General features: G+C 71.7%; 16 protein-coding genes. 12 read left to right on the top strand and 4 right to left on the bottom strand.

Annotation, left to right across the window (positions count from 1 at the left end):
* The first annotated feature begins 51 nt into the window (after positions 1–51).
* The 3 genes from V5P93_RS28330 to V5P93_RS28320 all read left to right on the top strand — a co-directional run bounded on the left by V5P93_RS28330 (position 52) and on the right by V5P93_RS28320 (position 1,611).
* Complete coding sequence (locus V5P93_RS28330; protein ID WP_374066568.1) at positions 52–156, top strand: hypothetical protein; 105 nt, start codon at positions 52–54, stop codon at positions 154–156.
* 27 nt (positions 157–183) lie between these two features.
* Positions 184–1,397, top strand: a protein-coding gene (locus tag V5P93_RS28325) for an IS3 family transposase (RefSeq protein ID WP_104483686.1) whose coding sequence is annotated in 2 segments (ribosomal slippage) — positions 184–436 and positions 436–1,397 — 1,215 coding nt in all. Because the reading frame shifts where the segments join, the coding sequence is not laid out codon by codon here.
* Positions 1,390–1,611: a hypothetical protein gene (locus V5P93_RS28320; protein ID WP_374065097.1), complete on the top strand. Its 222-nt coding sequence runs from the start codon at positions 1,390–1,392 to the stop codon at positions 1,609–1,611. Before V5P93_RS28325 ends, V5P93_RS28320 begins: the two co-directional genes overlap by 8 nt.
* Before the next feature lie 854 nt (positions 1,612–2,465).
* On the opposite strand, the gene V5P93_RS28315 is transcribed toward V5P93_RS28320, so the two are convergent.
* Positions 2,466–3,125 carry a class I SAM-dependent methyltransferase gene (locus tag V5P93_RS28315; RefSeq protein WP_374066566.1) on the bottom strand — a complete coding sequence of 220 codons (660 nt, stop codon included), beginning with the start codon at positions 3,123–3,125 and terminating at the stop codon, positions 2,466–2,468.
* A 235-nt stretch (positions 3,126–3,360) separates the two neighbouring features.
* On the opposite strand from V5P93_RS28315, the gene V5P93_RS28310 reads away from it, so the two are divergent.
* The 9 genes from V5P93_RS28310 (at position 3,361) to V5P93_RS28270 (ending at position 15,047) form a co-directional block, all read left to right on the top strand.
* Positions 3,361–4,488, top strand: coding sequence for an FAD-binding oxidoreductase (locus tag V5P93_RS28310; protein ID WP_104479472.1), 1,128 nt, complete (start codon positions 3,361–3,363; stop codon positions 4,486–4,488).
* A 454-nt stretch (positions 4,489–4,942) separates the two neighbouring features.
* On the top strand, positions 4,943–5,857 hold the full coding sequence (locus tag V5P93_RS28305; RefSeq protein ID WP_181043512.1) for a glycosyltransferase family 2 protein: 915 nt from the start codon (positions 4,943–4,945) through the stop codon (positions 5,855–5,857).
* Positions 5,854–6,327: a hypothetical protein gene (locus V5P93_RS28300; RefSeq protein ID WP_146108035.1), complete on the top strand. Its 474-nt coding sequence runs from the start codon at positions 5,854–5,856 to the stop codon at positions 6,325–6,327. Before V5P93_RS28305 ends, V5P93_RS28300 begins: the two co-directional genes overlap by 4 nt.
* Positions 6,324–7,448, top strand: coding sequence for a glycosyltransferase (locus V5P93_RS28295; RefSeq protein WP_104479474.1), 1,125 nt, complete (start codon positions 6,324–6,326; stop codon positions 7,446–7,448). The genes V5P93_RS28300 and V5P93_RS28295 overlap by 4 nt, the downstream gene beginning before the upstream one ends.
* Entirely contained in the window at positions 7,445–8,590 is a 1,146-nt protein-coding gene (locus V5P93_RS28290) for a glycosyltransferase (protein ID WP_181043513.1), read from the top strand. The genes V5P93_RS28295 and V5P93_RS28290 overlap by 4 nt, the downstream gene beginning before the upstream one ends.
* The gene (locus tag V5P93_RS28285) at positions 8,580–9,608 is read left to right on the top strand and encodes a glycosyltransferase family 2 protein (protein ID WP_181043514.1); all 1,029 of its coding nucleotides are present in this window, start codon (positions 8,580–8,582) and stop codon (positions 9,606–9,608) included. Before V5P93_RS28290 ends, V5P93_RS28285 begins: the two co-directional genes overlap by 11 nt.
* The gene (locus V5P93_RS28280; RefSeq protein WP_146108036.1) at positions 9,605–11,851 is read left to right on the top strand and encodes a hypothetical protein; all 2,247 of its coding nucleotides are present in this window, start codon (positions 9,605–9,607) and stop codon (positions 11,849–11,851) included. The genes V5P93_RS28285 and V5P93_RS28280 overlap by 4 nt, the downstream gene beginning before the upstream one ends.
* The gene (locus V5P93_RS28275) at positions 11,848–12,723 is read left to right on the top strand and encodes a glycosyltransferase family 2 protein (RefSeq protein WP_104479478.1); all 876 of its coding nucleotides are present in this window, start codon (positions 11,848–11,850) and stop codon (positions 12,721–12,723) included. The genes V5P93_RS28280 and V5P93_RS28275 overlap by 4 nt, the downstream gene beginning before the upstream one ends.
* Entirely contained in the window at positions 12,720–15,047 is a 2,328-nt protein-coding gene (locus V5P93_RS28270) for a glycosyltransferase (protein WP_104479479.1), read from the top strand. Before V5P93_RS28275 ends, V5P93_RS28270 begins: the two co-directional genes overlap by 4 nt.
* Here the strand turns inward: V5P93_RS28270 and V5P93_RS28265 are convergent.
* Genes V5P93_RS28265 through V5P93_RS28255 form a run of 3 tightly spaced genes read right to left on the bottom strand, consistent with a single transcriptional unit; the run spans position 14,944 to position 19,942 of the window.
* Positions 14,944–17,640: an HAD-IC family P-type ATPase gene (locus V5P93_RS28265; RefSeq protein ID WP_219823984.1), complete on the bottom strand. Its 2,697-nt coding sequence runs from the start codon at positions 17,638–17,640 to the stop codon at positions 14,944–14,946. The genes V5P93_RS28270 and V5P93_RS28265 overlap by 104 nt on opposite strands.
* Positions 17,637–18,560 carry a carbamate kinase gene (gene arcC / locus V5P93_RS28260; RefSeq protein ID WP_104479480.1) on the bottom strand — a complete coding sequence of 308 codons (924 nt, stop codon included), beginning with the start codon at positions 18,558–18,560 and terminating at the stop codon, positions 17,637–17,639. Before arcC ends, V5P93_RS28265 begins: the two co-directional genes overlap by 4 nt.
* Before the next feature lie 20 nt (positions 18,561–18,580).
* Complete coding sequence (locus V5P93_RS28255) at positions 18,581–19,942, bottom strand: APC family permease (protein ID WP_104479481.1); 1,362 nt, start codon at positions 19,940–19,942, stop codon at positions 18,581–18,583.
* Positions 19,943–20,071: the final 129 nt, after the last annotated feature.

Raw genomic sequence — 20,071 nt, 5'->3', positions numbered from 1 at the left:
TCGGTGGTGGCTTCACCCGGTGCGTACGATTGGCCCGTCGAAGGGGGCGCGATGTCGTTCAGTTACTACCTGTACATCAGCGACAGCAAGGTCGACATGCTGTTGTCGCAGGTCAGTCTGAGGTGCTTCGAAGTTTCCGGACAGTGGACCAAGTAGAATTGGGTTCTCTGGAAGGAGACGGTTTTGGCGGGATCAAGGAGGAGTTTCTCTCGGGAGTATCGGGAGGAAGCGGCGAAGTTGGTGATCGAGACCGGGCGTCCGATCGCTCAGGTGGCGAAGGAACTTGGTGTCGGTGAGGTGAGTCTAGGGAAGTGGGTCAAGGATTATCGGGCGGCGCAGGGCGGCGACGAGTCGCCGTTGGATGTGTCGGAGCGGGCGAGGCTGCGTGAGTTGGAGCGGGAAGCGCGTGATCTGCGGTTGGAGAACGAGTTCCTGAAAAAAGCTGCCGCGTACTTTGCCAAGGATCATCGGTGAGCGACCGGTTCGAGTTCATCGACGCACAGCACGCTGCCGCAGATAAGGACGTGGACGTCTCGACATCGTTGCCGGTGACACGGATGTGCCGGATTCTCGATGTCTCCCGATCGGGGTTCTACGAATGGAGGACTCGCCCGATGTCGGGCACCGCGGCGCGGCGGGGTGAGCTGTCACGGTTGGTTGTCGGGTTTTTCGAGGCGTCCGACGGCACGTACGGGTATCGGCGGATCCACGCCGATCTCGTCGCCCAGGGCGTGGAGTGCGGGCCGGAGTTGGTGCGTCAGGTCATGCGTGAGCTGGGGCTGCGTCCGTGTCAGCCCCGGCCGTGGCGGTTCGTCCTCACCGCCGGCGACGGCCAGGTCCATGACGTCCCCGACCTCGTCCGCCGCGATTTCACCGCCGCCGAACCCGGTCGAAAAGCGGTGGGTGACATCACCTATATTCCGACGGATGAGGGATGGCTCTACCTCGCGACCGTGATCGACTGTCACACCAAGGCGGTCACCGGGTGGGCGATGGACGACAACTACAAGACACCGTTGATCGAGACGGCCATCCATCGCGCCGTTCGGAACGGCCATCTCACCGACAACGCGATATTCCACTCCGATCGCGGCAGCAACTACACCTCCGCCACCTTCGCCGCCACTCTCGCGTCCCTACACATCCGACAGTCCGTGGGCCGCACCGGTATCTGCTACGACAACGCACCGGCGGAATCGTTCTTCGCCACTCTCAAGAACGAACTCGTTCACCGCACCCGATACCCGACCCGCGAACACGCCCGCCGAGACATTGCCCGCTATATCGAACTCCGCTACAATTCGCGACGGAGACACTCCGCACTCGGATACCGCACGCCACGAGAAGTGCACCACGCATACCACGCTCGAAAGTCAGCGATACCGACCGTTGTTTAGCCGCTGTCCGGAGACTTCGAGGCACCCCAGTCCGGGCTACGGGGGCAAGCGCAAGGCCGAGTTCGGGGTCGACCTCAAGGTGTTGACCGCCAAGCGCACCGCGGAGGCGGCGGGGCCCGACCGGGTGGCGCGGCTGGAGCGGGTCGTGGGTTTCCTTCGCGCAAAGCCGGGTGTCCGCGCCGCCGCCTTCGAGGCGCTGACGGACGTGCGGTAGCTGGGCCCCGTCAACGGCAGGCAGGGCCCCCTCCCTGACAACCGGCGGCCGGTGGTCGGCCCACCACGGGACGGGTGAACCGGACCTCGGTGTTCGTCACCGCCAACGGGGCGATCATGAGCACGGACCGGGAACACGACTTCACCATCACCGGCGAGTGGACCGACACCCTGCCTTCCTGAAGAGGTGTCGGGGGACGCCTCCAGCCACCTCGAAACCGCCGCAGGATCCCAGCCCCCACCCAACCCAAGACGGCCCTACCGGACCCACCCCGAAACCGCCGCGGGATCCCAGGCCCCGCACACCGCAACGTGGCCGCACCGGACCCGCCTCGAAACCGCCGCAGGATCCCAACCCCCTCCGAACGCAACGCGCCCCTGCCACACGCCTTGATTGGGTGGACTTGCTTTGCGTGGGGGGACGGGCCTGCCAAGCTGTCCTGCGGGTGGGGTGGGCTTGCCCATTCCCACCGCTCTTCCCCACCGCAGGCTCGTAGGGGCCCCGCGCAAAGCAAGTTCGCCCAAACGAGGCCGCGCATCTTTTCCGCGAACAGCCGGACCGATCAACCCAACCACGCCGCCAACCGGCACCCCGCGGGCCACAAGATGATCAACGCACGCCTCCGGCCCCCACTATCCAGCCTAGCGACGAGCACCGACAGTCCCGACCGAAGACGATCATGCCTGTGGACAACGGGGAAGGCGTGTTCACGGCACCCCGATCAGGCCGCCTCAACTACCACCGTGACCCGGCGATGATCAAACCGATGCCTCGGGCCCCCACTATCCATTCTACCGGCGCGCACCGACAGTTCCGGCCGAAGACGATCAAGCCTGTGCACAACCTGCCGGACATCAGGCGGGCAGGCGGTAGACCGAGACGTGGGAGCCGGAGTCCTCCGTGAATTCCGCACCGGTCCAGTCAGCCGACCGCGACTCCAGCCGCATCCCGGCCAGCTCGGCCATCAGGTCCAGCTCCGCGGGCCAGACGTAGCGGTGCGGGCTGCGGGCGATCCGCCCGTCGGTGTGGTGGTGCGAGATCAGGTGCTGGCGCACCACGTCGTAGGTGTCGACGCCGAGGTAGTCCGGCTCGCACTTCCACACCACCGCCCGCTGCCCCGGCGGCAGCAGCCGCAGGTCCGGCACGCCCAGTTCGATGACGAACCGCCCGCCCGGCAGCAGGTGCCTGGCCGCGTTGCGGAAGCAGGCCACCTGCTCGGGCTGGGTGAGCAGGTTCCCGATCGTGTTGAACACCAGGTACACCAGGGAGAACCGGCCCGGCGCCGTGGTCGTGGCCATGTCGCCGCGCACCACCGGGATCACCGTCTCGTCGACCTTCTCCCGCAGCCGGGCGATCATCCCGGCGGACAGCTCGATGCCGGTGACCGGCACACCCCGCTCGGCCAGCGGGATGGCGACGCGGCCGGTGCCGATGGCCAGCTCCAGGGCCGGTCCGCCGTCGGCCAGCCGCACCAGCCGGTCGACCGTCGGGCCCAGCACTTCCGGGGCGAACATCCCGGTGCCCGGGGTGTCGTAGCGGTGCGCGGTCTCGTGGCTCCAGATCTCCTCCTGTCGCATCGAGTAGACGAACTCGGCGTGGTCCCAGGTCTGCTCCGTAGGCACGTCAGCCACCTTAGGCACACGGGTGGGGCGTGGTCGCCCGTTTTTCCTTCCGCTGTCCCACGTTCGGGTGATGGTGCCGGGCTGGTGGGCGCGATGTGCTTGCGGGACAACGGTAGGGAGGACGCACATGGCGAGGCGAGTGGTCGTCGTCGGGGCGGGGGTCTACGGTGCCGCCGTGGCCGCCGAACTGGCGGTGCGCGGGGTGGGCACGACGGTCGTCGAGGCGGGCGCCCCCGCGGGCGGCACGTCCGGCGCGACCTTCTCGTGGACCAACTCCTGCGGCAAGAAACCGAGGTCGTACCACGACCTCAGCGTCGCCGGGATGGCCGCGCACCGGCGCCTGGCCGCCGACGTCCCGCACAGCGACTGGTACCACGAAGGGGGCAACCTGGAGTGGGCCGCCGACGAGCCGGGCCGCGCGGCGCTGCGGCGCAAGGTCGCCGAGGTGCTCGACTTCGGCTACGAGGCCCGCTGGCTCGACCGCGTCGAGGTCCTGCGCCTCGAACCCGACCTCAACCCCGACCGGCTCCCGGACGACGAGATCGCCTACTTCCCCCGCGAGGGCTGGATCGAACCCACCCGCCTGGTCGGGTACCTGCTGTCCACCGCCATCTCCCGCGGCGCCGAACTCGTCCGCGACGACGCGGCGGCCGGGTTCGGCGTCGAGGGCGACGCCATCACCACCGTGCTGCTCACCTCCGGCCGCCGCGTTCCCGTGGACGCCGTGGTCAACTGCGCGGGCCCGAGCGCCGCGCGGGTCGCGGAGTTGGCGGGCCTGAAGCTGGCCATGCGCAACACGCTCGGCGCGCTCGTCTACACCTCCCCCGTCGCGGTCGCCGTCTCGCGGGTCATCCACGCGCCCGACATCCACCTCCGCCCCGACGGCGCCGGTCGGCTCCTGCTGCACACCCGGTCCCTCGACGCCGCCGCCCGCGACCTCGACACCGGCCCCGGCCACACCCACGCCCGCCGCGACCTGGACGAAGACACCCTCGCCGCCGTCCTGGCGGCGGGCCGCGCCCTCTACCCGGCGCTCAAGTCGGCCACCGTGGAGAGCACCAGGGTCGGCGAGCGCCCCATCCCGGGCGACGGCCTCCCCGTCCTCGGCCGGGCCCGCGCCCTACCGAACTTCCACTTCGCCGTATCCCACAGCGGCGCCACCCTGAGCCTGCACGCCGCCACCCTGGTGGCCGACGAACTCCTCGGCCAAGACCACACCGCGACCCTGGCGCCGTTCCGCTTCGAACGATTCTGAAGGGGCGATCGGGCAATTGTCGAAACCGCTTCACCTCTTCCGCCTCGCACGGAGGTGAACCTCGTTCGATTCTTCGGGGTGTAGTCCGAATCACTTTTGTGGATCATCTGTGGCTGCGGGGATTACCCATCGAGCCGTGCGGTGTGTTCGTTAACCGCCCGACGGTGATCAACACGAATTCGCATGGTGAATCGCCAACGTTCCCCTGGATGGATGCAAGTGGATTAGCTCGTTCGGCCCAGTCGGGCGCGGCAATGGGCGGTCAAGTGATCACGCTTCGTGCTCGCGCATGACACTTCGTTAGAAACGACCGCGAAACGGGCGGTGCGGGGGTGGCGATGTAGCTCGCGTCAGGGCGGCCGGTCGGGCCGCCTCCGCACAGGCGTGGCGACCCCGAGGTGGGTTTCGGCTCATGCCGGAAATGTGCACCGAAAGGTCTGGAACAATGGTTGTGATGCGCCCTGTCGTCGGTGTGCCGTCGACCCGGTCGGAGCCGTTCGCCACCTCGGTGAACCCCGAGCGGCCGCCCGCAGGCGACTTCTCCGCGGGTGGTCGGGTGTTCTCCGGGGACGAGCCGGTGCGCCTCTCGATCCTGGTGCCCGCGTACAACGAGGAACGCACCGCGGCGCACGTGGTGTCCGGGCTGCTGGCCGCCGACTTCCCCTGCCCGGTCGAGGTGATCGCGGTGGACGACGGCAGCACCGACGAGACCGCGCGGCGGCTGGCCGACATCGACGACCCGCGGCTGACCGTGCTCCGGCACCCCCGCAACCTCGGCAAGGGCGCGGCGCTGATGTCCGCGGTCGCGGTGGCCACCGGCACCCACGTGCTGCCGTTCGACGCCGACCACGAGTACTCGCCGACCGACATCCCCCGGCTGCTCGAGCCCGTGCTCGCGGACCGGTGCGACATCGTCTACGGCACAAGGCTTTTCGGCGTCAACACCGTCTACCAGTCCTACCGCTACGCGCTGGGCAACCGGCTGCTCACCCTGGCCGCCAACGTCCTGTTCGACTCGTCGGTCAGCGACCTGCACACCTGCTTCAAGCTGGTGCCGCTGTCGCTGGTGCGCCAACTCGACCTCTCGGAGACGGGCTTCGGGCTCGACACCGAACTGACCGCCCGCCTGCTCCGCCTCGGCCTGCGCCCGTTCGAGGTGCCGATCAGCTACCACAGCCGCTCGCACGCCCAGGGCAAGAAGATCGACTGGCGGGACGGCGTCGCGTGCCTGCGCATCCTCGCCCGCGTGCGCGTCGCCCCGCGCCCGGTCGTCACCGCGCACCGGTACCCGGAGTCGGTCGTCGACCTGCCTGTCCGCGGTGGTCGGCACGACAAGGACGTCGTTCGCGCCGTGCGGGTGACCGGATGAGCGGCCCGCGCACGAGCACCACCCGGCCCAGGCGCGGAGTGGTCCCGCTGGTCTCCGGCGCCGCCGTCGTCGTGCTGCTGGCCGCGGCCGCGCAGGGCGGGATCGCGGGTCCGCTGCTGCGCGCCGCGGGACTGGTCGCGGACGAGCCCGCCTACACCGAACTCGCCTTCGTCGACCCGGACCGGCTCGGCACGCGGCTCGCGGCCACCGGGGGCCTGGTCGACTCCACCTTCGCCATCCACAACCACGAGGGCACCGACACCACCTACCCGTGGTCGGTCGTCCTGCGCGACGGCGAGCGCGTCGAGGTCATCGCGGACGGCGAGCGCACGGTGCCCGCCGGGACCGGGGTCACCGTGCCGGTCTCGGTCGCGCTCACCTGCCCGTCGCACGCCCGCGTCGAGGTCCGCGTCGCCGTCCCGGCGCGGTCCATCGACTTCCTCGCCCCGTGCCCGCAGGGGGAACGATGAGCGGCAAGAAGGTCATCGCGCTGGTGACCGACGCGATCCACCCCTACAGCCGCGGTGGCAAGGAGATCCGGTACCACGAGCTGGCCAAGCGGCTGGCCGCCCGCGGCGACGTCCACGTGTTCACCATGCACTGGTGGGACGGGCCCCCGACCATCCGCCGCGACGGCGTCACCTACCACGCGCTGTGCCGCACCATCCCGATGTACAAGGGCGCCCGGCGCTCGATCCGCCAAGCGCTGGTGTTCGCCTTCGCGTGCCTTGGCCTGCTGCGGCACCGGTTCGACGTCATCGAGGCCGACCACATGCCGTACCTGCCGGTGTTCGCCTGCAAGGTGGTGGCCGCGCTGCGCCGCACCCGGCTGGTCGTCACGTGGCACGAGGTGTGGGGCGACGACTACTGGCGGGCCTACCTCGGGCGGCTGGGCACCGTCGCCTGGTGCGTCGAGCGGTTGGCGATGCGGCTGCCCGACACGATCCTGGCCGCCTCCGCGCATACCGCCGACCGGCTGCGGGCGGTCCTGGGGGCCGGGGCGGACGTGGTGGTGGCGCCGAACGGGATCGACCTGGACCTGGTCCGCGCCGCGTCCCCCGCCGCGACCCGCGCCGACATCGTCGTCGTCGGCCGGTTGATGGAGCACAAGCGGGTCGACCTGCTGCTCGACGCCGTCGCCCGGCTGCGCGACCGCGGCCGGGCCGTGACCTGCCTGGTGATCGGTGACGGTCCGGAGCGGGAGAACCTGGCCGCCAAGGCCCGGGAACTGGGCCTGGGGTCCGCGGTCCGGTTCCGCCACGACGTCGCCGGGCAGGAACAGCTGTACGGGTTGATGAAGGGCGCCAAGGTGTTCGCCGCGCCGTCGGCCCGCGAGGGCTTCGGGGTGGCCGTGCTGGAGGCGCTGGCCTGCGGCATGCCCGTGGTGACCACGGACGCGCCGGACAACCTGGCCAGGCACCTGGTGCGCCGCTCGGCTCGCGGTCGGGTGTGCGCGGCGACCCCGGGCGCGTTCGCCGACGCCATCGCGGCGGCGTTGGCCGAGCCGCGCACCGGGGTCGTGGAGGACTGGGTCGAGCAGTTCGGGTGGGACGCGACGGCCGATGTGGCGGCGAAGGCGGTGCTGGCGTGAAGATCCTGCTGGTTGGTCCGTACCCGCCCGCCAAGGACGGCATCGGTGACTACGCCCAGGCGCTCGCGGGGGAGTTCGTCCGGGCCGGGCACGAGGTCCGCGTGCTCGCGGTCCGGGGTGACGGACCCGTGCTGCCCGGCGAGGTATTCGGCACGCTGGACTCGGTCCGCGCCGCGCTGTCCGCCGCCCGCGCCTGGGCCCCCGATGTGGTGCACGTCCAGTTCGCGGTCGCCGCCTTCGGCACCCGGATCCCCGCGCTGCTGCGGGTCCTGCCCGCGCTGCGCGCGTTGCCCGCCAAGCTCGTGGTGACGCTGCACGAGGTCACCCGGGACACCGCGACCCTCGGCCCGCTCGGGAGGTCGCTCTACCGGCGGGTCCTGCGCGCCGCCGACCAGGTCATCGTCCACACGGCGGCCGCGCTGCGCCGACTGTCCGCGCTCGACCACCTGGGCGGCACGCTGGTCCGCCACCCCGTGCACCGGCCCGCCGAGGTCACCTCCCCGGCCGACCTGCGGGCGCGGTTCGGCCTCGGCGCGGACCGCGTCCTGCTGGCTTTCGGGTTCATCCACGTGGACAAGGGGCTCGACGACACCGTCCGGGCACTAGCCGCCGCGCACCGCGCCGACCCGGCTGCCCTCCGCGGTGTCCGGCTCGTCGTCGCGGGCCGGGTCCGCCCGCGCCGGGGCGCCTTCCGGGTGCTGGAGGCCCGCGACCACCTGCACCTGCTCCGCGTCCGCGCGGCCATCACCCGCGCGGGCTTGGACGACCGGGTCGTGTTCACCGACTACGTGCCGGACGCCGATGTCGCGGGCTGGTTCCGGGTGGCCGCGGCGGTTCTGCTGCCCTACCGCCGCATCGAGCAGAGCGGTGTCGCCGGGCTGGCCGACGCGTTCGGCACCCCGGTACTGGCCTCCGACGTCGGCGGGCTGGCCGAGCAGTTCACCGGCTCGCCGTGGCTGTTCCCGCCGCGCGACCCCGGGGCCATGGCGGACGTGCTCGTCCGCTTCCTGGGCACCACCGACCCCCACGTCGGTCGGACCCGCGCGGGCGAAGGGCCCTGCCTGGCCGACGTCGTCGCGCGGACCCTCGCTGTGTACCGCGCCTCGGCGCCCGCGCGCACCGGGAGCGGCTGTGCGGCCTGACATCTCCGTCGTGCTCTGCTCGCTCAACGGCGCCGAGGGCGTGGACCGCTGCCTGACCGCCCTCGCCGCCCAGACCGCGCGCCCCGCGCAGATCACCGTGGTCGACGACGGCTCCACCGATAGCACGGGCGACGTCGCCCGCGCGCACGGGGTCGGACTGGTCCGGCACCCGGTCAACCGCGGTGTGGCCGCGGCGCGCAACAGCGGCATCGCGGCCAGCACCGGCTCGATCATCGCGTTCGTCGACGACGACTGCGAACCGCACCCCACCTGGCTGGCCGGGATCGCCCAGGTCTGGTCCGAAGTGGACGACGACGTCGTCGGCGTCGGCGGCCGGGTCCGGCCCACGGGCGAGCCGGGCTACCTGCTCGGCTTCCACCGCAGGCACAACCCCCTCGAACCGCTCGACGAGGCGCTGGCGCTCGGGGACGGTTTCGCGCACCGCCTGCGCCTCTACGCCCAGCGGCAGTGGCGGCGCGCCGAACCGACCGAACTGCGCCGGGTGTTCTCCCTGGTCGGGGCCAACATGTCGTTCCGCGCCGACGCGGTGGCCGCGGTGCACGGCTTCGACGAGGCGTTCCGCTTCGGCGGTGAGGAAGTCGACCTGTGCATGCGACTGCGGGCCGCGGGCGGGCGCATCGCGGTCAGCGAGCACCCGGTCGTCGACCACCGCTTCGTCACCGAACTGCACGACGTGCTGCGCCGCAGCCGCGCCTACGGCTGGGGCTCGGCGCGCATGTTCGACAAGTGGCGTTCCGGTCTGCCGACGGTGTTCCCCGGGCCGGTGCTCCTCTTGGCCGCGGTCGCGGTGGCCGCCCGGCGCGGCATCCCGGCCGCCGCGGCCTGTGCACTGCTGGTGCCGCAACTGCTGCACCCCAGGGGTGTGCGTGACGCGGTCGAGACCGGCGCGCTCGAGTCGCTGGCGGATCCGTACGTGCGTGTGGCGCAGGAGACCGCCGAGAACGTCGGGCTGCTCTCCGGGCTGTGGCGGGCCTGGGTCACCGGGCGGCCGATATGAGCACCCGGACCGCGCCCATCGCGGCTACGACACCGGTGGCCGCGCTCCGCCCGACCGCCCGCACACCACTGGCCTGGATCGCGGCGATGGACGTGCTGGTCGCGCTGCGGGGGCTGTGGCCCGCGCGGCTGCTGGTCGTCGTGCTCGTGCTGGTGGTGCCCGGGGTTCTGCTGCTGCGCGCGATCCGGCTGCCGTCCGCCGCGGTGTCCCGGTTGCCGGTCTACGTGCCGGTCGCGTCGTTGGTCGTGCTGTACGGCGCCGGACTGCCGGTCAACCTGCTCGGTCCGCTGATCGGTGTGGACCAGCCCCTGCGGCCGGTACCGGTCGCGGTCGCGCTCACCCTCGTCTGCCTGGCGCTGGTGGGGGTCGACCTGCGCCGCGCCCCCGCGGACTCCTGGGACTGGCGACCGCTGCTCCCAGGCTGGGCGGAACTCGGCTTCCTCGCCGTCGTGCTGGTCGCGGTGGCCGGGGCGCTGCGCCTGGACCACGGCCGCGGTGACGCGGTGGCGGTCCTCGGCGTCGTCGCCGTGGTGGCACTGGTGCTCGTCGGTGTGGTCATGTCCGCTCGGTGGACCGGAGCGCGGCTCGCTGCCGCGCTCTACGCGGTCGCCCTGGCGAGCATGCTGGCCTTCGCCCTGCGCGGTGACCTCGTCTACGGGTTCGACATCGCGGGCGAGTACGGCATCGCGGACTCGGTGCTGCGCAACGGCGTGTGGCACCTGGACCACCGGGGCGACGCCTACGGGGCGATGCTGAGCACGTCGGTGCTCCCGGCCCTGCTGCACAACCTGACCGGCCTGCCGCCTGCCGCGGTGCTCTCCGTCGTCTACCCGGCGCTGTTCGCGTTGTTCCCGGTCGCCGTGTTCGCCGTCGCCCGGCGCTTCCTCACCCGCCGCTGGGCGTTCTGCGCCGCCGCGCTCGTGGTGGCGCAGCAGAACTTCGCCCAGCAGATGCCCGCGCTGGGACGCCAGGAGATCGCGCTGCTGGTTTTCGTCGTGCTGGTCGCGGCGGTCTTGGACCACGACTTGCCCCGCGGCCCGCGGCTCGCCGTGGTGTCGTTGTGCGGGCCCGCGGTGGTGGTGTCCCACTACTCGACCGCGTACCTGGTCGTCACCGCGACCGGCTTGGCGATCGCCGTGCAGTGGCTCGTTTCCCGGCTGCGCGGCGGACCCCGGTACACCGCCGCCGTGGTCGTGGCGTTCGTCGCGACCGGTGTCGCGGCGGCCCTCTGGTACGGGCCGATCACCCACTCCGGGGACAACCTGCTGCGCTTCGGCGACTCCATCGGGCGCGAGGGCCTCGACGTGCTCCCCGGCCGCACTGACGGCGAGAGCCTGGTCTCCGCCTACCTGCGCGGCAGCGGGCCCAAGGCGGTCGACGCCCGGACGTACGGCGACCTCGCGGCCGAGCGGTACCGCGACGACCGGCCCTACGTGCGACCGCTGGCCGCGGCCGACGACCCGACCTACACCCTCGTCGACTCCGCGCCCACCGCTCCCGGGGCCTCCGCGCTCACCGGCGTGGCGTCGCTGGGCCGGTTGCTCGTGCAGCAGGCGGTCAACATCGTGGCGGGGATCGGCGCGCTCCTGCTGTTGTGGCGGCGGGACGCGGACGGGACGCGGACGCTGGCGGCGCTCGCGGTGGCACTGCTGGTCGTGCTCGTCGCGGTCCGCTTCAGCGGAACCGCCGCGCAGGCCTACAACCAGGAACGGGCCCTGCTGCAAGCGCTTGCCGTGGTCGCGGTCCCGCTCGCCTGGGTGGGACAGCGCCTCAGCGGGCGTTGGCGGCGGACGCCCTCCGCCCTCACCCTCGCGGCGGTGGCGCTTCTGGCGTTCACCAACAGCGGCTTGTCCGCGATCGTCCTGGGTGGACCGCGGCAGGCCAACACCACCGCGCGCGGTGAGGACGTCGAGCGGTTCGCCATGACCACTCCGGAACTGGCCGCCGCGGCCTGGGTCAACGCCAACCGCGGTCGGGACGATCTCGTCTACGCCGACCGCTACGCCCAACTGCGCCTGCTCGCCGTGCACGGTGGCGGTGTGCGCGGACTGATGCTCGACGTCACGCCGCGCACCGTCGACCGCGACGCCTGGGTCTACGCGAGCGCCACCAACACCCTCACCGGACGCGCGCGGGGCGTCGCCGAGGGCTACTACGCCTGCTACGGCTTCCCCGCGGCGTTCCTCAACGACCACTTCAACACCGTTTATTCCAACGGGTCCTCGGAGGTGTTCCACCGGTGATCTCCATCGTCGTGATCAGCAAGGACGAGCGGGCGCTCGACGACACCCTCGGCGACCTGCGCGCCGAGATCGACACCGTCGACCAGCCCTGCGAGGTGGTCGTCGTCGACGCCTCCGCGGGTCGGCTCGACGACATCCGCGACGCCCACACGGGCGTGCGCTGGGTGCCCTTCACCCGCCCCGACGGCGTCCGCGTGTCCATCCCGCACCAGCGCAACGCCGGGGTGCGCGCGGCGACGGGGGACACCGTGGTGTTCACCGACTCCGGCTGCCGCCCGCGAGCGGGCTGGTTGGCAACCCTGGTCGACCCGATCCTGTCCGGCGCCGAGGCCGTAGTCGCGGGTGTGGCCACCGCGCCGAGCGACACCGTCGACTACTACCCGCACGCGGACGCGAAACCCCGCTACCTCGACGAGTGCCCGACCATCAACCTCGCCTTCCGCCGCGAGGTGTTCGACGAGATCGGCGGGTTCGACGAGGCGTTCGAGTACGGCTCGGACGTGGACTTCTCCTGGCGGGTGCGGGACGCGGGCCGCCGCATCCGGTACGCCCCCGACGCCGTGGTCGAGCACGACTGGGGCACCACCCGCCGCCAACTGCGCCGCTCGTACCTCTACGGCAAGGCGCGCGCCCGGCTCTACCGCAAGCACCGCGCCCGCCGCCGCGGCCTGCTGCGCAACGACCCGGTCGCCCTGCTGTGGCCGCTGTTCCTGCTGGGTCTCCCGCTGGCCCTGCGGTTCCGCTGGTACCCGGCGCTGCTGCTGATCCCGGCCTGGCGCAACCGGTCCGCGCCGATCCCGCTGCACCTGCTGCTCGCCGGACACGTGCTCTACGGCCTCGGTGTGCTCGCCGAGGTGGGGAGGAAGCGGTGAAGGTCCTCGCCTTCCCCCGCGACCGCAACCCCTACCAATCGCTGCTGTACGGCGCCATGGCCGACCACGGGGTGTCCGTTTCCTACGCGGGACAACGGACTCCGTCGCACACCCTGAACCTCCTGTTGCTGCCGCTTGACCTCCTCGTCGGCAGGCTGCGTGGGGTTCGGGTGGTGCACCTGCACTGGGTGTACCCGTTCCGGCTGCCGGTCGTCGGCGACCGCGGGTGGGCCCGGCGGTTGTGCGAGGCGTGGTTCCGGCTGTGCTTGGGGCTGGCCCGACTGCTCGGCACGCGTCTGGTGTGGACGGCGCACAACGTGCTGCCGCACGAGCCGGTGTTCCTCGACGACGCCGCCGCGAGAGCCGCGCTCGTGCGCTCGTGCGACCTCGTGATCGCCCACAACGAAGCCACGATCGCGGCCTTGGCCGACCTCGGGATCACGCCGCGCCGGTCGACCGTCATCCCACACGGGCCGTTCGACCTGGGAGCGCCCGCCGCCGCGCCGGACGCGACCCGGGACCGGCGGACCCTGCTGTTCTTCGGTGCCGTCTCCGAGTACAAGGGCGTGGAGGACCTGCTCGCAGTGGCGTCCGGGCTCCGCGACGTCGACGTGGTGGTGGCGGGGGAGTGCGTGGACCCCGCGCTGCGGGCCCGCGTCGAGGCCGCGGCCGGACCGGGCACGCGGCTGCGGTTGGCCCGCGTTCCCGACGACGAGGTGGCCGAGTTGATGGCCGCCGCCGACGCGGTGGTGCTGCCGTTCCGGCGGGTCACCACCAGCGGGAGCGCGTTGCTGTCCCTCGGGTACGGCAAACCGCTGATCGTCCCGGACCTTCCCGCGCTGGCGGACCTGCCCGACGGGGCCGTGCTGCGCTACCCGGCCGGGTCGCGCCCCGGGCTCGCCGCCGCGCTCGCCCGCTTCGCCCGCCTCGACCCGTCGGCCGTCGCCGGGATGTCCGCCGCGGCGGCCGCGCACGGCACCGGCTGGCCCGAGATCGCCGCGCGCACCATCGCGGCGCTGGGCGAACTCCCGCCGCGCGACGGCATGCTGCGCGACTCGGCGCACCTGTTCGCCAACACGGTCGCGCTGTCGCTGTTCGGCTTCGCGTTCTGGACGTTGGCGGCGCGGCTCTACCCGAGCGCCGACGTGGGCCGGTTCTCGGCAGCGGTCGCTTCGGCCACCCTGCTGACGGCCTTCGCCACGCTGGGACTGCCGTACGCGATCGCCCGGTTCCTGCCCGCGGCGCGGCACCGCCGGGAGTTGCTGCTGGCCATGGTGCTCGCCGTGCTGGTCGTCGGCGGGGCGGTGGGCGGTGGTGTGCTGTTCCTCGGCGGGCTGGTCGAGTCCCCGGCGCTCGCGGCGGCGGTGCTGGGGCTGGTGGTCGTCTCCGCGGTCAGTGCGGTGCTGGACAGCGGACTGCTCGCCAGGAAAGCCGCCGCCAAGGTCCTGACCAAGAGCATCGCGGGGGGACTGGTCAAGCTCGTCGCGCTGGTCGCCGTCGCGGGGCTCGGAGTGGTCGGGTTGACCGCCTCCTACGCACTGGGGGCGGCGGTCGCGGCGGCGCTGGCCCTGGTGCGGTTGTGGCGGCTCCTCCCGGGCGAGCGGACGCGCTGGCGCGACGTGCGACTGCGGCGTGAACACCTGTCGTTCTCCAGCGCGAGCTACCTGGGCAACGTCTTCGGCGTCATCCCCTCGACCGTCGTGCCCATCCTCGTGCTGGGCGTGCTCGGGGCCCAGACGACCGCGTGGCTGTCCATGGCCTTCCTGCTGGTCGGCTTCCTCAACTTCATCCCGTCGGCGGTCAGCCAGGCGCTGTTCGCCCACGCCGCGCGGGACCCGGGCGGCCTCGCGGCTCGGCGCCGCAAGGCCATGAAGGCGGTGTTCGCCCTGTTGACGCCCGGTGTCGTGGTGCTGGTCGCGATCGCGCCGGTGCTGCTGTCCGTCTTCGGCCCGGAGTACGTGGCCGCGACCACGGCGACCCGCGTGCTGGCGGTTGGCGCGCTGGTCAGCGCCACCGCGTACGTCATCGACGCCGCTCTGATCGCCCAGAACCGCAAGGTCGCCTTCGTGGCGGTGAACGGGGTCAACGCGCTGCTGGTCGTGGTCGCCGTCGTCTTGACCGCGCACCACGGCTTGACCGCGGTCGCGTTGGGGTGGGCCGGGGCGCAGGTGGTGTCCGTCCTCGTCGCGCTCGCTGTGGACAGACGTGTCTTCCACCGGCTCACCGCGCCGGTGCTGAGCGGCGGGCGAAGGCCTTCCGGATCTCCGACAGGACCACGACCGACAGCGCCACCGCCGTGCAGAGGAGCCATTGGGGGAGGGTGAGTTGGGCGGTTCGCAGAAATGCTTGGAGGGGGTTGAACACCGTGGCCAGGACCAGGCTGGCGAACGAGGCGGCGGTGGCGATGGCGAAGGGTTTGTCGGCGAAGGTGTCCAGGGTGAAGACCGTGCGGGTCTCGTCCTTGGTGGTCATCGAGAAGAACAGGTTGAACAGCGAGAACGTCACCAGGCCCATCGTGCGGGCCACGTCGTCGGGGACCGGGGTCCAGGCGATGACGGCGAGGGTGCCGATGGCCATGATCAGGCCCACTCCGACGAGTCGGGTCAGCAAGGGGCGCGGGAGGATCGGTTCGTCGGGTGGACGGGGGCGGCGGCGCATCAGGTCCGGGGCGGGGGTGCCGTAGCCGAGGCCGATGGACTGGAAGACGCCGGTGGTGAAGTTGACCCAGAGGGTTTGCAGGGGCAGGAAGGGGACGCCGCCGAGGACGCCTACCACGCTGGCGCCGAGGAACGAGAAGATGAAGCCGAACAGCGTGCCCATCTGGTAGCGCAGGTAGCGCACCAGGTTGTCGTAGAGGCCGCGGCCCAGTTCGACGGCTCGGACGATGGTCGAGAAGTTGTCGTCGGTCAGGACCATGACCGCGGCTTCCTTCGTCACCTCGGTGCCGGTGATGCCCATCGCCACGCCGATGTCCGCCTTCTTCAACGCGGGGGCGTCGTTCACGCCGTCGCCGGTCATCGCGACGATGTGGCCCTTGCGGCGCAACAGTTCTACGAGTCGTACCTTGTTCTCCGGGGTCACGCGGGCCAGCACGCCGATGTCGTCGACGCGGTTCAGGGCCTCGTCGTCGTCCATCGCGTCGAACTCGGCGCCGGTGGTCACGTCGCCGTCGATGCCGAGGCGGGAGGCGATGGCGGTGGCGGTGGCGGCGTGGTCGCCGGTGATCATCCGGACCCGGATGCCCGCCGCCTTCGCCGCCTCGATCGACGCCTTGGCCGTGGGGCGCGGCGGGTCGACGATGCCGACGAGCGCCAGCATCTCCAGCCCGTCGAGCAGGCCCAGCAGGTCCCCACCCGCGTCGAAGCGGTTCGGGTCGAAGTCCTTGCGCGCGGTCGCCAGCACCCGCAGACCCTGCTCGCCCAACGCCTGGTTCTCCGCCAGGTAGCGCTGGGTGAACTCGTCATCGGCGGGTACCGGGCCGGAATCGGCGTCGAGCACGGTGGCCGCGCGGGCCAGCAGCTTGTCCGGGGCGCCCTTCACGAAGCACCGGATCACCTCCCGGCCCCACTCGTCACGCATGCGGTGGAAGGTGGCCATGAGCTTGTACGCGGCGTCGAACGGCAGCTCCGCGACCCTCGGGTACTCCTCCCGCGTCCGCGCGGCGTCCACCCCGCCCTTGGCCGCCAACGCCACCAGCGCGCCCTCGGTCGGGTCGCCGACCAGCTCGCCGTCGGTGATCACCGCGTCGGAGGCCAGGACCATCGGCATCAGGAACTGGTCCAGCGGCACCTCGGGCTTGCCCGCCACGCGGGTGATCCGCCCGTGCGCCTCGTAGCCCGAACCCTCCACTGTGTACTTCCGGCCCAGGACGACCAGCTGTACGGCGGTCATCTGGTTCAGCGTCAGCGTTCCCGTCTTGTCCGAGTTGATCGCCGACGTCGAGCCGAGCGTCTCGGTCGAGCGCAGCTGCTTCATGATCGCGCCTGCCTTGGCCAGCCGTTCGGTGCCCCACGCCAGGATCGTGGTCACCACGGCCGGGAGGCCGGTCGGGATCGCGGAGATGGAGAACGCGACGGCGGCGTTGAACACGGCGGTGAACGTGTTGCCCCGGGCCAGGTTCAGCACCATCGACACCACCAGCGCCGCCGCCGCGATCCACAGGATCTGCCCGGTCAACCGGTCCAGCTGCCGGGTCAGCGGCGTCTTGGCCGCCGCGCCTGCGCGCAGCATGGTCGAGATGTGGCCCACCTCGGTCGACTGCCCGGTCGAGGTGACCACGAACTCCCCGGACCCGCGGGTGACGTTGGTGTTCATGTACACCATGTCGACCCGGTCGCCCAGCGGCGTGTCCGGCCCGCTGACCGGGTCGGTGCCCTTGGCGACCGGCAACGACTCCCCGGTCAGCGCGGACTCCGCCACCTCCAGCGTCGCCGCGCGCAGCAGCCGCCCGTCGGCCGGGATAACGTCGCCGGCCTCGACGCTCACCACGTCACCCGGCACCAGCTCCGCCGCGGGCACCTCCGACAGGATCCCGTCCCGCCGCACGGCCGCCTTGACGATCATCATCTTCTGCAAGGCCGCGACGGCCGCCGCGGCCTTGCCCTCCTGGCGCAGGCCGAGCACGGCGTTGAGCAGCGTCAGCAGGATCAGCAGGAGCCCGGTTCCGCCCTGCGACAACGGGTACACGCTCACCGCGCCCGCGACCAGCAGCACGATCTGCATCGGATCGGCGTACTGGCGCAGGAAAGCGCGCCACCGGGGCTCCGCCTTGCCCTCGCCGAGGGTGTTCGGGCCGTGTTGTCGGGTGCGCTCGGCCACGTCCGCGGAACTCAGGCCGGAGCGGGCGTTGACGTTCTGCGACCGCAGCGCCTGCTCCGGGGTGAGGGTGTGCCAGAGGGGTGTCAGGGTGTCGGTCATCGGCCCTCCAACGCGGTGACGGTCGTGCCCGCGGTGCCCGCCACGATCCCGGCCAGGTCGTCGAGCGACCCGATCGCCGCGCGCTTGCCCGTCCTGGCCACGAACCCGACGGCCGCGTCGACCTTCGGCCCCATCGAGCCCGCCGCGAACGAGTGCTTCGCCAGCTCGCCCGGTGTGACGTGGTCGAGCCGCTCGCGGGTCGGCTTGTCCCAGTCCAGGTACACACCGTCCACATCGGTCGCCATGACGAGCAGGTCGGCCCCCACCTGCTCGGCCAGCAGGTCCGCCGCGAGGTCCTTGTCGATGACCGCCTCCACCCCTTCCAGCGCCCGCGACCCCGAGGCCGGGTGCGTGGTCGGGATTCCGCCGCCGCCCGCGCAGATCACCACCGCGTGGTGCTCCAGCAGCCAGGTGATCGGCTGGATCTCCAGGATCCGCTGCGGCCGGGGCGACGGCACGACCCGCCGCCACGACTCGCCGTCGCGGGCGAAGGTCCAGCCCTTGTCGGTGGTCAGGGAGTCGGCGGTGGCGCGGTCGTAACCGGGGCCGACGAACTTGGTCGGCTTGGCGAACGCCGGGTCGGCGGGGTCGACGGTGACCATCGTCAGCAGCGTGGCCACCTGCTTGTCGGCCGGCAGCAGCCCGCGCAGCTCCTGCTGCACCAGGTACCCGATCATGCCCTGGGTGCCCGCGTCGAGCACGTCCAGCGGGTACGGCTCGGCGCCCTGGTACGCCTCGGACTGCAGGGACAACAGCCCGACCTGCGGTCCGTTGCCGTGCACCACGACGACGCTGTGCCGGGCGGCCAGCGGCGCGATGGCCGCCGCCGCGATCCGGGTGTTGCGGCGCTGCGCCGCGGTGGTCATCGGCTCACCACGGCGCAGCAGGGCGTTGCCGCCCAACGCGATCACTATCCGCATGTCTCTCCTCTGTGGATTCTTCACCGGTGGTCCGGCACCGGGTCGGGGCGGGTCAGGCGGTGGCGCTGCGCGGTGTAGACGGGGATGCCGATCACCAGGGTGATCCCGGCCAGCAGGAACGGCGCCCAGTACACGAGCGGCGGTTGGCCGGTGTTGCGCGAGTACCAGATGAACAGGAAGGAGAACACGAGTGCCGGCACCGCGACCGCGAGGTCCAGCGCGAGCCGCCGCGTCTGGTGCCGCTGCCGATCGCGCAGGCGCCACTTGATCTGCGCCAGCGCCGAGAAGGCGTACGGGATCGCGGCGGTGATGCCGGTCATCAGCACCAGCGTCGTGAACACGGTTTCACCGGCGGACCCGAGGTAGTTCACCACCACCGCCACCGACGCGAGCACGGTCGAGGACACGATCCCGAACGCGGGCACGCCCTTCGGCGACATCCGCGCGAACCGAGCCGGGAACAGGCCGTCCTTCGCCGCCGCCAACGGCATCTCCGCGCAGATCATGGTCCACCCGGTGAGCGCGCCGAACCCGGACACGACCACCGCCGCCGCCATCACGTGCCCGGCCCACGTACCGCCGAAGATCTCGTTGGCCGCGTCCGAGAACGGCGCGTTCGCGCCCTGGAGTCGTTCGTTGGGCAGGATCCCGAACACCGCGACCAGCGAGAGCAGGTACACCACGGCCGTGGCGACGGTCGCGATCACGGTGGCGCGCGGGATGTTGCGATCCGGGTCGCGCACCTTGCCCGCCGCCACGGCCGCCGTCTCGACGCCGAGGTAGCTGAACAGCGCGATGGCCATGCCGCCGCCGATCGCGGTCCAGGTGGTCTCACCGCTGACGTTCGCGGGCGTGAAGTTGGCCGCCTTGACGAAGAACAGGCCCACCACCGACATGAACGCCAGCGCCGCGAACTTCAACGCGGTCGTCACCACCTGGACCCAGCCCATGTTCCGCACCCCGGTCAGGTTCACCGCGGCCGGGAGCCAGAGCCCGACGAGCACCAACACGACGGAGAACACCTTGTTGTGACCGGTGTTCACGAAGTGCTCCACGTAGAGCACCCACCCGACCGCGATCGCCGCGTTGCCCGCCCACGCCGTGATCCAGTACGACCAGGCGTTCGCGAAGCCTAGCCGGTTCCCGAACGCCACCCTGGTGTAGGCGTACGGTCCGCCGCCCGCGGGCATCCGCCGCGACAGGGCGGCGAACAGCAGCGCCAGGGCGAGCGCGCCCACCGTGGTGAGCGCCATCGAGACCAGGCTGATCGGCCCGTACGCGGCGAGCGACGTGGGCAGGTTGAACACCCCGACGCCGATGATGCTGCCGACGATCAACGCGGTCGCCGTCGTCAGGCCGAACCGGTTGTCTTGTGTGGACATCCCACCTCGCTCGCTGCTGGGTTGGCGGTTGCTCGCCACGAAGTCTCGGGGCGCGCCGCCGCCGGGCACATCGCCCGCTCGGGGTGGCCCGCCCCGCGCGCGCCGCGTGTTGCATGGCGGCTGGGGGAC

The organism is Actinokineospora auranticolor (genome assembly GCF_041897805.1).
GTDB lineage: Bacteria > Actinomycetota > Actinomycetes > Mycobacteriales > Pseudonocardiaceae > Actinokineospora > Actinokineospora auranticolor.
The sequence above is the reverse complement of the archived record's forward strand: the minus strand, read 5'-3'. Positions and strand labels throughout refer to the sequence as shown.

What these genes read in the sequence shown, in the direction of transcription:
- V5P93_RS28330 (WP_374066568.1), top strand. Translation starts at nt 52, where the DNA reads ATGTCGTTCAGTTACTACCTGTACATCAGCGACAGCAAGGTCGACATG.
- V5P93_RS28315 (WP_374066566.1), bottom strand. Translation starts at nt 3,125, where the DNA reads ATGTTCGCCCCGGAAGTGCTGGGCCCGACGGTCGACCGGCTGGTGCGG.
- V5P93_RS28310 (WP_104479472.1), top strand. Translation starts at nt 3,361, where the DNA reads ATGGCGAGGCGAGTGGTCGTCGTCGGGGCGGGGGTCTACGGTGCCGCC.
- V5P93_RS28305 (WP_181043512.1), top strand. Translation starts at nt 4,943, where the DNA reads ATGCGCCCTGTCGTCGGTGTGCCGTCGACCCGGTCGGAGCCGTTCGCC.
- V5P93_RS28300 (WP_146108035.1), top strand. Translation starts at nt 5,854, where the DNA reads ATGAGCGGCCCGCGCACGAGCACCACCCGGCCCAGGCGCGGAGTGGTC.
- V5P93_RS28295 (WP_104479474.1), top strand. Translation starts at nt 6,324, where the DNA reads ATGAGCGGCAAGAAGGTCATCGCGCTGGTGACCGACGCGATCCACCCC.
- V5P93_RS28280 (WP_146108036.1), top strand. Translation starts at nt 9,605, where the DNA reads ATGAGCACCCGGACCGCGCCCATCGCGGCTACGACACCGGTGGCCGCG.
- V5P93_RS28265 (WP_219823984.1), bottom strand. Translation starts at nt 17,640, where the DNA reads ATGACCGACACCCTGACACCCCTCTGGCACACCCTCACCCCGGAGCAG.
- arcC (WP_104479480.1), bottom strand. Translation starts at nt 18,560, where the DNA reads ATGCGGATAGTGATCGCGTTGGGCGGCAACGCCCTGCTGCGCCGTGGT.
- V5P93_RS28255 (WP_104479481.1), bottom strand. Translation starts at nt 19,942, where the DNA reads ATGTCCACACAAGACAACCGGTTCGGCCTGACGACGGCGACCGCGTTG.